Annotated in this window: 3 protein-coding genes; all 3 read right to left on the bottom strand. The window is 50.3% G+C overall.

Translation table 11 applies throughout. The annotated features are described in order from the left end of the window. Positions 1 to 3: 3 nt before the first annotated feature. The 3 genes from ACK8OT_RS02085 to ACK8OT_RS02075 are packed head-to-tail and all read right to left on the bottom strand — an operon-like array spanning position 4 to position 15,169. Positions 4 to 5,373: a hotdog fold thioesterase gene (locus ACK8OT_RS02085; protein WP_410194839.1), complete on the bottom strand. Its 5,370-nt coding sequence runs from the start codon at positions 5,371 to 5,373 to the stop codon at positions 4 to 6. Further along, positions 5,373 to 7,742, bottom strand: coding sequence for a PfaB family protein (locus ACK8OT_RS02080; protein ID WP_410194838.1), 2,370 nt, complete (start codon positions 7,740 to 7,742; stop codon positions 5,373 to 5,375). The genes ACK8OT_RS02085 and ACK8OT_RS02080 overlap by 1 nt, the downstream gene beginning before the upstream one ends. Next, a complete protein-coding gene (locus ACK8OT_RS02075; protein WP_410194837.1) occupies positions 7,739 to 15,169 on the bottom strand; it encodes an SDR family NAD(P)-dependent oxidoreductase in 7,431 nt (2,476 codons plus the stop codon). The genes ACK8OT_RS02080 and ACK8OT_RS02075 overlap by 4 nt, the downstream gene beginning before the upstream one ends. Positions 15,170 to 15,181 lie beyond the last annotated feature (12 nt).

Genomic DNA, 15,181 nt, shown 5'->3' with positions numbered 1-15,181 from the left:
TTATTAACCCTTAACTGCGACAGCGTCTGCTGCGTCTAGCTCGCTTGCTTTAAGGCAAAGCGCAATGTCTGTGACTTCATAAATGCGAAGGCCGTCTTTGGATAAGTCGGCATTGGCCACCAGCGTGACCTGATTTGGCTCGCGAATGATCTTGGTGATATGCACATTGATGTTCATCAGTGTATTCAGTGGATTGATTTGACCACGGTATTTCCACTTCACTTCACTGAGTAGCGCCGTAAACTTAGGCGATGCCAGATCGGCTCCTAAATCTTTTTTCAATGCAAATACTTGCATCACTTCAATGATGGCTTCGACGCCGAGCGAGCCCGGCATCACCGGATCTTGATGGAAGTGAAATTGGAAGAACCAATCACTTGGATCTATGGTGCGCTCGGCGTAGCAATAGCCTAATTGGTGGCTGCCACTGTTTGCCAATAAATACACGGTATCAACAAAATTTAAGCGCCCACCCGCTAAGCGATAATGAGGACGCGCAGGATCGATGGCAAACAAGGCATGCTGTGGATCGGTTAAATCAATGCGCTCAGGCATTTGGCTGGTGCCTAGGGTTTGCGCATCTTGCTCTAAATACCAAGCTTGGCGCACCTTGCCGTTATCTAAACCAAGCTGATGGGTTAATGCTTCGGCTTTAAAGTAGCCAAATACCGCGCTGCCTTGATAGAAAGGCTCACCGTCGGTGGATAGCACAAAATCAAAGCTTTGAATGATGTTGGTGCCCGCAATCACGGTGGATTTAAGCAAGGATTCGTTAACTATGGTTTTGCCGCGCAGGTCAACCTCGCGCAGCAACTTGCCTTGACCGTCCAAGTTTCTAAAAAATAGCTCGGTGCCGGGAAAGCCGAGTGTTGTGCCCATGTAGCCCGAAATAAAGCCATTAGGCTGCAATGAGATTTCCATCAAGATGGAATACGGCATATAGCTGGCATGGGTGTTGGCTTTAAAATACCACGCATCGGCGGGCACGTCGTACTCGGCGACACAAGATGCCGGATTTTTCAAATCACCACGCTGGCCTTGCACATCAATGACGCGAGTGGTCAATTGCAGGTCGCCACACGGGGTGCGCGGTGGGATGAGGCCATCGTAGATGCGGTAATCTTCGCCAAAACACTGACAAATATCGCCGGTCGCAAACTCGAATAGATGATACGGCGTAAATGGCAAGGTATCGGGCGTGCGGTTTTCACCTGCGACGAAAGGTGCTGGTACGTGCTTTAATGGCACCACGCCTTTGATTTTTGCTGCTGTTAAATCGGGGACCTGTGCCATTAATGGCGCACTGGTTAACGGCGCAGTTAAAGTGCGTTTGGCCACGCCCTTGATCATCACGCCCAAGTTTTTAAAGTCCACTACCACCTTGCCGTTTAGCAAAATATCTATGTTGGCTTTGGCATAAGGCATGGGCGTTAGGCCAATTTCGGTCACCTGCATGCGATAGACCAAGGTGCCATGTTGCGGTAACACTTGCCCTCGACAGCGCACTTTTTGCGGCTCATTGGCCATTGGCTGAAAGCGTCCTTGCTCGACTAAGGTGTGCAGGCCTAAATACATCATATAAAATTGCAGTAATTGGCCACAGCCTTCTGCCATTAAGGAGCCCGCCATCACTTGATCATCTTTAAAGTGACAGGGGAAATACCAGTGATCGGGGGCAAGCGCTTTCTCGCCTTGTAATTCCCCTAGCCCCCAAGGACCACCATGAATGTCGATGTTGGAAACTTGTTCGATCATTAAGAATTTTTCAGACGAAAAACAAAGTGATGAGTCTTTGTCGGTGGCGTAATCTGGGCCAAAACAGGCCGCGACATCGCCTTGGATCAGATGACTGATTGCTTTGCGATCAAACGCCTTGGCGCTATGAGTTAACAGCGGCGTAAAGCTTTGCTTTTGTACCTTGGCAAGGGCGTTTAATTCATCTTGGGTTTTGATCACGCCTTTGCCATCGGCCAACTCTTGGTCGGTGAAAAAGCCAGCGCAACCGCCATCCATTTTCAGCACCATTTTCTCGCCGACAAAACACTCGTAAGAGAAGAAAAACAATAAGGTCTCACCGTTGCGCGCAAAGTGGTTAATGCTGATGTCATAGCGCAGCGTATCACCGCCTTTGGGCAAGTCATCTAAAAACGTTAAGGTACAATCAAGCAAGCGATACACCCGCTCGCCTTTGTTTTCAAGATCGATACCCAAGTAGCTGATCAGCATTAAGTCGCATTGGCCCGATTCCACCGCCACCGCCCATGGGATCTGGCCGTCGACCAAATACGGCGCATCCACGGGAATATCGTATTCCGTGGTCATGGTGCTGGGTTTGTATTGATTAAGCTGCGCGTTAAGCTTGGTGACCCGCGACACCAATAAGTAATCCGTGGTGGGCAGGCGCACGCGTCTGGGGTAAGTGTCAATAATGGCGTAATCAGGGCCAAATACCTTAGCGATACTGCCTTCTGAATATTCCACCAAGTCTTGATAATTCCAGATTTCCCCGGCTTTGGGTTGATACTCAGCGCTAGCTTTGTGCGCTTTTTGCAGCTGGCCGCCTCGGCCAAAATTAGGCGTGCGCTGCGCTAATTTTGCAAACGCTTGTAAGCCTTGGCTGCGGGTTTGTTGTAACTGCTTGGCAGCCTCGCTAACGTCAGCGACACCAAAAGCTGCGGATGATTTAAGTTGCTGTGACAAGGTGTTTCCCTGCTCTATGATGGTTTGAATAATCGATGGCCCGCCCAAGGTAACGGCTTTGACTAAGCCGACTTTATCTACCCTTGGCTCAGTAATGACTTTGGGCTGTACAGCCCCTTGAATGTAAACTTGGCTGACGCTGTGATCAATGGCTTGCACGTAGCTCAGCGCGAGCTCACCTTGCGCTGTTTGATTTAGCTTCACTAATTGGCTCAATAGGCTAAACATGCCCGATGCCGCGTAGAGATGGCCCGTCTGCTTAGCACTTTGCATTATATTGGCGTGAGGGTGACGCGCCTGCACGTTTTGCGTAAGTTGCTTGATCCCAGCCGCGCTGTCACTGCCACAGACGTCAACGAAACGGACATCGTCATCAAGATCTTTGCGCGTTTGTTCACTGAGTAACGCCGCTGCGCTGTAGTTTAACCCTGTGATGCGGCCGTACTCATCAGCTTGGCTCATGAGATCACCGCCGTGATCATTTGCCAACCGCAGCACAATCGCCCCTGCGCCGTCACTGACATGGCCGACAAAATCTGCGCTGATTTGCTGGCGCAGCGCAAAGTTTTCAGCGCTGCCCGCTAAATCAACCGCCGCAATCACCACGGCATCAACTTCGCCGTTGACCAGCATGTCCTGCGCCACTTGTAAGCTGTGATAGACCGAGTTTTCTTCGTTGGAAATCGTAAACGCCGGGCCGTTAAAGTCCCATAGCGAGGCAATACGCGACGCCATGATATTGCCAATAAAGCTGGTGTATTGGTTTAGCTTGGCCGCCCCTAATACGCTGTCCATGGCAATTTGTTGCAGCTGCGCTTGTTGTGCTGGGCTTAGCTCAATCCCAGCTTTGGCTAGACTGGCGGGCAGCTGAGTAGATAAATTTACCCGGCCACGAAACTGATGGGTTTCTGGCTCGGCCGTCATGGCCACCAGCACGGCGACATTATCACCGACTTGAATTTGGGCATCACGCAGCGCTTGATCGGCCACCTTCATCATCAATAACTGCTGTGGGATCAAGGCATCATCGTCATTGGGCGGCACTTTAAAATGCATAAAATCGAGCTCAAACTCGCCAATAAAGCCGCCATTGATGTTAGCTGCGCTGCTCAGTAAGGTTTGCTCCATGCCCTTCCAACGCTTTGCTGGCAAGGGCACAAAGACATCTTGCTGCGCCGTAATCATATCGGCAAACACCTTGATATTAGCCGCTTTGCCTACGTGACACGCCATGCCGGTGATCGCTAATTCTGCTTGGTTTTCATACCGAGTGGTAGACGCATTTGCGTCAACGGGTCGATTAGCATCATAGCTCTGTAACACCAAATGAGCATTACAACCACCAAAACCAAACGCTGACACCCCCGCGGTTTTAACTTGCTCAGTACGAGCTGGCCAAGGCTGGGTATGAGTCACTAATTGTGGCTCGCCCCACCCTTGATTGGCCGAGCTAATGGCCTGTTTAATCCCGATACTGGCCGGGATCGTCTCATGCTCCATCGCACATAAGGCTTTGATAATACTTGGCATGCCAGCTGCGGTTAGCAAGTGCCCTATATTACCCTTGACCGAGCCAATGCGCGGCACATCGTCGCCATTACCAAAAAATTGCGACATGGAATTAAGCTCAACTTTGTCACCCAGCGGTGTGCCCGTGGCATGGCATTCAACGTAATCCACATCCGCTGGCTGTAAATTAGCTTGTTGGTAAGCGCGCTGGTACGCCAGTACTTGGCCTTTGCTGTTGGGACTAAGTACAAATTGGCCGCGGCCATCGTTCGACAAGCCCACCCCTTCGATGGTGGCATAGATCTTGTCTTGATCGCGTATGGCATCTTCAAGGCGTTTGAGCACTAACACCCCTGCGCCTTCACCGGCAAACAAGCCTTGGCTTTGCTGATCAAAGGGCGCAGACACGCCATTGGCCGGATAGGCTTGGAAAATCGAAAAACCCATGTTGATAAAAAATGGATCTGAGCCCGACACGGCACTGGCTAGCATCACATCGTTACGACCCGCCAACAGCGCATCACAAGCCAGTTTTACGCTGTATAAAGAAGAAGCACAGGCCGCATCCAAGGCATAATGACCGCCGCCAAGTCCCAGCGCCTGCGCCACTATGGAAGCACTAACCCCCGCGCCGAGAGCTAGCTTTGCTTCGGGCGCACTGACGTATTGTGACTCAAAGCCGGCATCAAAGGGCTCGAGTTTAAAATCAGCGCCAAGCACATCTTGTAGGCCGCGCTCTAGGGCTTGATGATAAAGCGGCAAAAACACCCGATTTGACTGACTGGTTGGGAATGACAGCGCCCCTAGCACTAAGCCGGTTTGTTGCAGCAAGCTTGCATCTGGCTTGATACCCGCATCATTCAGCGCCTGTTTGCATACCTGTAATATCCAGTGCTGGTGACAATCAAGGCCAGCAAGTTGCTCAGGCGAAAGCTGATAGCCTTGGCTATCAAACACAAAGTCATTAATGTAGCCACCGCGATGGCAATAATGCTTGTCGTTTTGTCCTTTTTGCCCAGCAAACAATTGCGGTTCAGCGGTTTGACGTGCAGGTTTTACCTCAGTGCGTGAGTCCTGTTGCTGGATCAGGTTTTGCCAAAATCCATCACTGTCTTGGCTATTAGGAAATACATGGGCGACGCCTACAATGGCAATACTGGTCATTAAATTACGCTGTCCTGTGACTGAGAAATGGATTGATAATCATAGGGGCCAAACAAGGGGGCTAAGTTTATCGCAAAACCTAGACTAATAAGTTGCGCTAGAAGCCCAAGTAGGCTGCGCGACATTGTTTGCCCTTTGCTATTAGTGGCAAGGCATAAGTGGGGTAAATCGGCATAGATTTTATCTAAATAGGTGGTACACGCCCTGCCCGCGCCCACTTCAATAAACACCCGCGCCCCCGCTGCGTGCACTTGTTTGGCCAATTTTTCAAAATCCAGCGGCTGACAAAAACAGTCGCTAATGCTTTGACTGATGGCCGATGTGTTGATGGCCACCCTTTGATATTGGCCGCTTGAAAACAGTTGTATCGGCTTGCTACTGCTTGCCATGGCGTGGCCTTTATCGGCCAGATCTAAGGTAAAAATTGTTTTAATTTCATCGTGATAAAACTGTGCCGCTGGGGTGTGCATGGCCGTGACAAAGCCGACTTTAACCGCGCGACAACCACTTTGGCTAAGTATTTGCGCGCACCGAGCGCTATCACCTTGCAAAATACCGCTGTCGCCGTGATTGATGGCCAACCAAGCTTTATCATTTGGTGCTAGCCAAGGGGCAAGTTTTGCTGGGCTGCGCACCGAATAGCTGGCCCAATTGATTTTTCTATCTAGAGCTTGGCCCCATAATCGCGCCACCCCTTGCAATGCCCCGGTAATACCTTGGGTAAACGCCGCTGAGCTGCGCAATCGCTCGCCCAGTATTTGCGGTGACTGCCACAGACCTAGGCCCGCCCACATACTGACCTCACCTAAACTGTAACCAAATGCAAAGCGCGGACTGATTTGCCACTCGTCTTGTAACCATTGGCTAAGTAGCCAAGCACTGCCCACGCCCGCTTGAGCTAAGGTGGTTAACTGGTCTGTACCTTGGCCATCGCGGCCAAAGTGTTTATCCGCGAGTAATTCGGACAAGTCACCTTGACTGTCTAAGCGCTGATACAAGACGGGAAAATAGCGTGATAAACCATCAAATTGGCCTGCATAACAAGTGCCCACGCCGGGATAGACAAAACACAAATTAGCTGGCGTTAAGCCGTTTGCTAGACTCTGAGCTAAGCTGCGACAAACACTGCCATTGGGCGTAGTGATTGGGTCAAAGGTGATTGGTGCAACATAGCCATCGCAGCCTTGGTTTTGTGACTTTTGTGGCTCCTGTTGTGCTTTATCTTGCTGGATCAGGCGCGCGAGTAAATGAGATATTTCATCGCTCAAATGTTCAACTTGCTTAGCGACAAGCACGGCCACACAAGCTCGCGGCACTGCCTTATCACTATCTGCTTGATTAAACGCAGCGGCAAAAATGGGCTTAGAGGCCTGGCTAAAATGAAGAGCGGCCGATTTCAGCTGCGCCATCAGCTGATGGGGGGCTGAGTCTTGCCATTGAGCTTGTTGCAATTGAGTCAGCAAAGCAGTTAATTTCGCGATCAACTGGGCCTTACTGCTGGCTATGACAGGTAAAAAACCTTGCCAGCCAATCGAGCCTGCGGGTTCAGCTTGAGCGAGGTGATCAGCGCTTGCCAGCCATGGCCAAGGCGTTGGCGCTTTTTGGCCTTGTTCAAATTCTATTTCGACGGCGCCGCCAAGGCCTGTATCCACTATTTCTAATCTCACAATGCGGCTCATTGGCTGGTTAGATGCGTTTTTTGCGTACCAATAGCGGCCATCACTGTGTTGGCGCTGTTTTAAACATTGTAATAAATGAAAAATAGCCTCGGCCAATTGATGAATAGCTGGCTGATGCAGCCTTTGCGTATGCACATCTTGATTGGCTAATTTGTCTGCCGAGTCATTCATCTGTGTTTGCGTAGTGGCTAAGCATAGACGCGCCACAACGGGTAACCCTAGCTTTAACGCCACTGGCATCGGCGCAAAATCAAGGGCTAACGTTAGTTGCAGCGTCTGCGAATTAACCACGTCTGTCTTAAGTTGGCCTAACAACCAAGCCGGTAACTGGGCGGGTTCAAGAGAGATAAATATAGATGATCGGGTGTCATTATCTTTAGCAAGCAGCGCTTGACTATTCCACTTGGCCAAATCAAATGCCGAGCCCAATAACTGAGAACAAAAAGTAAACCACTGCGCTGCGCTGTCAATCACAGGGCCGCCAACATCCGCAGCTGAAACCGGCTCAATACGCTGCCACGCCTTGGCGCGAGCTGGCAATTGGGCTAAAGCCAAGCAAAACTCTTGGCTTAAATCCATGACCCGTAAAGAGTTAAATTTAGCGCCCGATTGGCCATCGCCGCACACGAGTTGCATGCGGGTAATGGCCCATTTGATCCGGCTGCGGCTGTTGCTTGGACTGGCTATCAAGACGTCTGGCTACCTTGTGTGGCCAGTTGCTTAGCTTGATTTCCTTGGTTTCCTAGTGCATCGGTTAACACTACCTTGCCCTGCTCCATTTTAACCAACAATTGTCCCTGCTGATCATAAATGGCCACATCGGCGACAAGTTCACTGCGTTGCACTTGCGGTTCATGCAGATAAACAAACAGTGTCTGATCGGCTGCTGGCCTTTGGTAATAATGCACCTTGGCCGCCGCCACCGGCAGACTGGCTTTACCTAATTGGTATTTAGCCCAAACTAACATCGCCTGATATAACAAATCGTCTGCCAGTAAGGCACTGCCTGTCACTTCAGCGTCCGCTTGGCTAAAATCACCAAAGTAGCCATCTCGACTTGGCGCTATTTTAGCGACAAACACACCTTGGCGTTGATCCAAGTGCAAACAGCGTTTTAAGCCACAAAAGTCATGTTGATGAAACAAGGTGCCATCTTGATACCAAGTATTAGCAACATCATCGCTTGCTTGATCAGCCTGTATTTGCCATTGGCCAACAAACTCAGTGCGCGGGGCCGCTGTTGATTCTGCTTTGCTCGCTAGAGTTAGCGTTGCACCGTAGTGAAACACGGTGCGCATTTGCTGTTGCCCTGTGCGCTGGCCTTGACTTGAAATCCTTGCTTGCAATTTCAGTTGCGGCGAGGTGGCTAACACGGTCAATTCCAATTGCAGAGTCATGTCATCTTGATTTTTTAGGATCACGCCTTGAAATAGCTGATAGTCGCTGATTTCAATTACGCGATGATCCCTTAACCAAAGCTGTGCCGCCTGCGCCATCCAGCCAGTGGCAAACACGGTGGGTAGCACCGCATGGCCAGCTACTTGATGGTCGTTGACAAAAGCATGGCGTAGCACACTGATCGCCTTGTGCTCTGTATGTACATTGCCAAGCGCAGGTTTAACGTGCAACAAGCCACTAGTGTGATTTGCTTGCTGCACCTGTGGCTTTTTTACTGCGATCTCTTCGCCAGCGCTGGCGTTCATGTCCGATCCAACAATCACTTGCACTTGGTGTAAATCGCCTTGCACCATCTGGCTGGCAAACAGATTTGCGCCGCCATCAATCGGGATCACATACACGCCGCGTTGCTCAAACATACGCTTAAGCTCAGGCGTTACCATACCGCCATCCCACGGGCCCCAGTTGAAGCTAAGCACTCGTGTTGTTGGATAGGTTTCCGCTAGGCTTAACGCGGTTTTATTTAAGATTTCATTGGCGATGGCATAATCAGATTGGCCTTTATTGCCATAAAAACCTGCCGCCGATGAAAATAATGCAATGTGCTTAAGTTGGCTAAGATCAAGCGCCGCTAAGATGGCACTTAAGCCCTCAATCTTGGTGTTAAACACCCGCTCATAGTCACCGAGCTTTTTGTTTTCAATTAAGCCATCGGCCAGTACGCCAGCGCCGTGGATCACCCCAGTGATCGCCCCAAAGGTCATTTTGGTTTGCTCAACCACGCGCGCCATTGCCTCGGCGTCGGTGACATCGGCTGCCACATAGTCAACCACACCGCCCGCTTGTTCAATGGCGGCCATGCCCGCGTTTATCTCTAGTTGAGATAGCACCGGCTGGATCATTTTTTTCAAGCTCGCTGGCGTGGCTTTTTCGCCTTGCTGTTGGCAATAAGCTAGCGCGGCTTGTTGTAGTTCATTGGCTTGGCTTAACCCTTGTGCCCATTGTGGGATGCTGATCGGCTCAGAGCGACCCAGTAACACAAATTTCGCGCCGCTGCGCTTAGCTAGCGCCGCCACACACGCATTGGTTACCCCTTTTGCGCCGCCACTGACTAAAAATACGTCATCTGCGCTTACCGGATGGGCTTGGCTATTATCGCTTGTTGCCTCTAGTGCGGACACTGGAATCAGGCGAAAACGGCCTTGACGGTTAACTGCCACTTCACATAATTGGGTGTCTAAATCCAAGATTTCTGCCACCAGCAAGCGCGCAAAATCACTGCCCTCGATGGCGCTGTCAATGTCCACCACGCGACATAGGCTTTGCGGCCATTCTTGCTTAAGGGTTTTACACAGGCCAGCAAGGCCCATTTGCATGCGCTCTTTATTGGCCATACCGGTGTGATAGCCTAGGCCACCGTCGGCGCGGATCACGCTAATAAAGCGCCCCTTGCCTTTCGCTAGCTGCACTTTTAAGTGCTTGGCAAATAAAAATACTCCTTGCAGCACTTGCTTACTTGGCGTAGCGAAATCAACACTGACAAAATCACTTGGCTGCAGGTGAACAAAGCCGTTGACCTGATCATATTGATTGGTGAGTTGCTGGCATAACTCACGAATGCTGTTTTCACTGTTGTCGGCTAAGGTGAATCGCTCGATTTTACTGTTAAGCGCCGAGCGGGCTTTCACGGTTTCTTTCGGAAATGCAATCACCACGGGCGTGAACCCTTTACTCAATAGCTTCTCTGCTACGCGGCCGGTATTATGGCCGTCGTCGGTCAGTAAAATCACCTCGCCCTGATGCGCACTCTCAGCTTGCTTTGGCGCTGAAATCTCGCTCATCAGGGCATATTGAAAAGGGATATTTTGCTCCTCTTCCATGTCTTGTGATTGTGGCTCAGCTGACAATTGGCTTTGCATATACTGAACTATGTCACCTAAGGTGCGCAGCTCTGCTAAATCCTCTGGATTTAACGCGGGTAAACTGGGCAGCTGGTCTTGCACCGAACCCAGAATTTCAACGCGCTTAATAGAGTCGATACCTAGGTCGGCTTCCATGTCCATAGTTAGCTCTAACATATTAGCTGGATAACCGGTTTTATCGGCCACGACACTGAGCATGGTTTGCTCTATGGTGGTGATATCCAAATCATTGCTAGACGCTGGCGCTACTGCGATTGCTTGGGTCAGCGTGGCTGGCAATTTTGCCTGCATATAGCTCACAATTTCACCTAAGGTGCGCAGCTCGGCTAAATCTTCAGGGTTTAGCGCTGGCAGGCTTGGCAGTTGGTCTTGCACTGTGCCAAGGATTTCAACGCGCTTAATAGAGTCAATACCCAGGTCTGCTTCCATGTCCATGCTTAGCTCAAGCATATTGGCGGGATAGCCGGTTTTATCCGCAACGACGGATAACATGGTTTGCTCGATTGTCGCTATATCCAATCCAGCGTTAGCGGTACTTGGGGTAGATGCAATCGCTACCTCGCCCAGTTGCGCCTGCATATAGCTGACGATTTCGCCTAGGGTTCGAAGCTCGGCTAAATCTTCTGGGTTTAACGCAGGTAGGCTTGGCAATTGATCTTGTACCGTGCCTAGAATTTCGACGCGCTTAATGGAATCAATACCCAGGTCGGCTTCCATGTCCATGCCAAGCTCTAACATATTGGCAGGATAACCGGTTTTATCGGCCACTACGCTTAACATGGTTTGCTCGATTGTTGCGATATCCAGTGTTGGGCCATTATCGGCTGTTGCGGATACAGCGGCCACCTCACCCAACTGCGCCTGCATATAACTGACGATTTCACCTAAGGTGCGCAGCTCAGCTAAATCTTCCGGGTTAAGTGCTGGCAAGCTTGGCAGTTGGTCTTGTACCGTACCTAGGATTTCAACGCGCTTAATCGAGTCGATACCCAAATCGGCTTCCATGTCCATGCCAAGCTCGAGCATATTGGCAGGATATCCTGTCTTATCTGCGACAACTGAAAGCATGGTTTGTTGTATGGTCGCTAGATCGAGCGAAGCATTAACTGGCGCTTCAACCGCGCTAGCAGGAGCTAAGTCACCCGACTGCGCCTGCATATAACTAACAATTTCACCTAAGGTTCTTAGCTCGGCCAAGTCTTCCGGGTTAAGCGCTGGCAAGCTTGGCAGTTGGTCTTGGACCGTACCGAGGATCTCGACGCGTTTAATCGAGTCAATGCCAAGATCGGCTTCCATGTCCATGGCAAGCTCGAGCATATTGGCGGGATAACCGGTTTTATCGGCCACCACATTAAGCATGGTTTGCTCAATCTCAGCCAAGGTTAAGGCTGGCGTTGATGACGTCACTGCAGCAGCGCTGCTATTCACTGGCGCAACAGGTACATTCACAGGGTGCGCAGTTGGCATTTTTGGCTCTGGCGCAATAAAAGCTGGCTCAGATGCTGAAACTGACGCAGCAGCCGATGAAGTCTCTTGTGGCTGTATCGCAGGGGCAATCTGGCTAGGTGCAATCGCCGGAGTCGATACCGGCGCTTGACCTGATAAAGTATCAAGCAAGCGGTGACTTAACTGCGCTTGTTGCTCTAAAAATTGCTTTTGCAATTCCATGCTTTGCTGCTGGTATTGCGCCATACTTTGGCTTAACGCTTGCTGCTGAGCCAAGATGGCATCCGCAATTGGATTTATCGCTGACGTAGTTATTGACGTAGTCGCTGACGCATTAACTGGCGCAGCTGTTGTTACGCTTGCTGACGCAGTCTGATTTGCCGCGGCTACGGGCACTTCTTTGATCACTTCTTTTACCACTTCTTTCACCACTTCGATGGTTTTAGGCTCGCTTTGGCTAATTTGGCCTTGGGCTAATGCCTGCTGCATTTTGGTTTGAGTTGCTTCACTTAAATAGTTTTGACCGCCTAACTTGATGGTTAATGGCGATTTCGCCTTGCTTGACTTCTCCTTTGGTGCCAAGGCATAAGTGTCAATTGGGTTTAACGGGGCGCCCAGTACAGCCAGCTGTAAATGCGCGAGCTGTAATTGCTTATCACTGCATTCACTGTTGCCATTTAAGGCAATACAGATCACATCCGACTCGGGTAAGATCTCTTGGACTAAACGGGTGAGTATATTTTTCGGGCCAAATTCGACAAAAATGCGTGCACCTTGGCCATAAAGATCTTTTATTTGATCGGTAAAGCGCACCGAGCTAAGCATATGTTGCTGATAGCTTTGCTTTATCTTAGCAGCCGATTTGGGGTAGTTGTTCCCCGTACTATTAGCGCTAAGGACATTTTTAGCTGGGTTAAACTTAACCGCTTCAATGGCTTTGGCATAGGGGCCTTGTGCAAATTCCACCAGCGGGGTATGAAACGCTGCCGATACCGGTAATTTAACCGCTTTAATGCCTTTGGCTTTTAACTGTGCCAAACCCTCATCGATGGCTTGGCTTGTCCCCGCCACCACAATTTGGCTTGGCGAATTGTAATTGGCAAACCAAAGCTTATCGTTTGCATCAACTATGTCGGTCAAAGTTTGATGATTAGCGGCTAACTCTTCACCGGCTTGGCCTTTAAACACCACCGCCATCATGGCGCCACTATCTTGATCTGCTGGGGTTGCCGCCATAGCACTACCACGTGCAACACACAATTGTAAATAATCGGCTTCGCTGATCACGCCACTGGCGGCTAAGGCTGTGAGCTCTCCAAAGCTATGACCGGCGCAAAAATCCGCATTAAAGCCCGCTTGCTGCATTAGCTTGTGTAAGCTCCAGCTAAATGCGCCAATGGCTGGCTGAGCATATCTCGTGTCTTGCAGCGCCGCCGCTTGGGCTTTTTTGTCGCTGGCATTAAATACCGGGATCGGCATCACCTTGCTCGATAAGCTAGCTTGGCCTTGGCTTGTTAAAAGCGCATCAAACTCGGCTAACACATTGCGATACTCAGGGTAGTTTTGCGCGATGCTTTGGCCCATGTTGACGTATTGTGAGCCTTGGCCGCTATAAAGCGCCGCCACTTTACCGCTTACATCTGTGCCCTGCTGTCGATAAAACACATTACCTTGTTGCCAAGTTTCACCTTGCTGGCTTTGCAGCGCAGTTAATGCTTGCTGTAATTGCGCGGTAACATCTTGGTTAACATCAATAAACAAGCCCAATCTTGCTTGCTCTGACGCCAGCGGCTGAACCGCATATTGCGCTAGTAACTGGCCCAGTTGTAGCTCACCTTGCTGGTATTGCGCGACGACTTGGCTTAGCTCGGTAATCAGAGATTGGCGATCACTGGCGCTAAACAACACGCTGGATCCCGCACGATGTAAACGATACGCCTGCTCATGCTCGCTGGTGTACTCTTCAAGGGCGACATGGTAGTTAGTGCCGCCAAAGCCAAAAGAGCTGATCCCAGCGCGTCTTGGGTGTTCACCTTTGATCCATGGTCTGGTTTCGCTATTAATATAAAATGGCGACTCGGCAATGTTAAGCTTTGGATTAGGCTCATTGACATTGATGGTGGGCGGTAAAATTTTATGGTGCAATGCCAACGCAGCTTTGATAAAGCCAGCCGTGCCTGCGGTGGATTTAGTATGACCGATTTGCGATTTAACGCTGCCTAAAGCGATGCCTTGCTTCACCGGATTGTCTTGTGAAAACACCTGACGCAGGCCTTCAAATTCAGCCACATCACCGGCGGCGGTGCCGGTGCCATGAGCTTCAATTAAGCCTACCGTGCTGGGCGCGAAGCCTGCATCGGCGTAAGCACGATTAAGGGCCTTGGCTTGACCTTCGGGACGCGGCGCATAAATACTCTTGAATTTACCATCCGATGAGGTGCCAGTGCCTTTTACTACGGCATAAATACGGTCACCATCGCGCTCGGCGTCGGCCAAGCGTTTCAGCACCACCATGCCGATACCTTCGCCTATCATCATGCCTTTGGAGTCTTTATCAAAAGGTTGGATCACCGAGTTTTCGGTAAAGGCAGGCGTTTTTGAAAAGCTCATATACATTTGCGGTGAGTTATCGGTACATACGCCACCGGTGATCATCACATCGGCACGTCCTTCCCATAATTCACTTAACGCCATCTTGGTCGCGGCCAAAGAGCCTGCACAAGCGGCATCTACCACACAGTTCATGCCACCTAAGTCAAAGCGGTTGGCGATCCGTCCAGCGATCACATTGCCCAATGAGCCCGGAAACGAGTTTTCTTCCCAATGCACATATTGGCTTTTGAATTTCTCGACCACCATGGTGGCATCGGCTTCACTGACGCCGCTATTAAGCAGGACTTTCTTAAGTACCGGATAATGCAGGCGCGCGTTTAAGCTGTGATTTATTTTTTGACCACCGCCAACACCTAACACCACGCCTATCTTGTTACGCTGCTCGGCACTGGCGTCACTTAAGCCCGCATCGACCAGCGCGTCTTTAGCAACCACAAGTGATAACAGTTGTGAGGTATCGGTTAGCTCGAGGATGTTAGGCGGTAAGCCGTATTCCATCGGGTCAAAATCAATATCGGGAAGAAAGCCACCACGGCGACAATAAACCTTATCGGCTGCTGTTTTATCGGTATCAAAATAGTCGTCTATGTGCCAACGACTTGCCGGTACATCAATAATGGCATCGATTTTGTTTCGAATCAGATCCCAATAGGCATTTAAGTTAGCAGATTCTGCAAACAAAGAGGCCATACCTACAATCGCGATAGGTGATTTGTTGTCTTGCTCAATTGTCGACATTCAGTTTCTCTT

The sequence above is a fragment of the Motilimonas thetidivivens genome (assembly GCF_046452435.1).
GTDB lineage: Bacteria > Pseudomonadota > Gammaproteobacteria > Enterobacterales > CBDFNC01 > Motilimonas.
The sequence above is the reverse complement of the archived record's forward strand: the minus strand, read 5'-3'. Positions and strand labels throughout refer to the sequence as shown.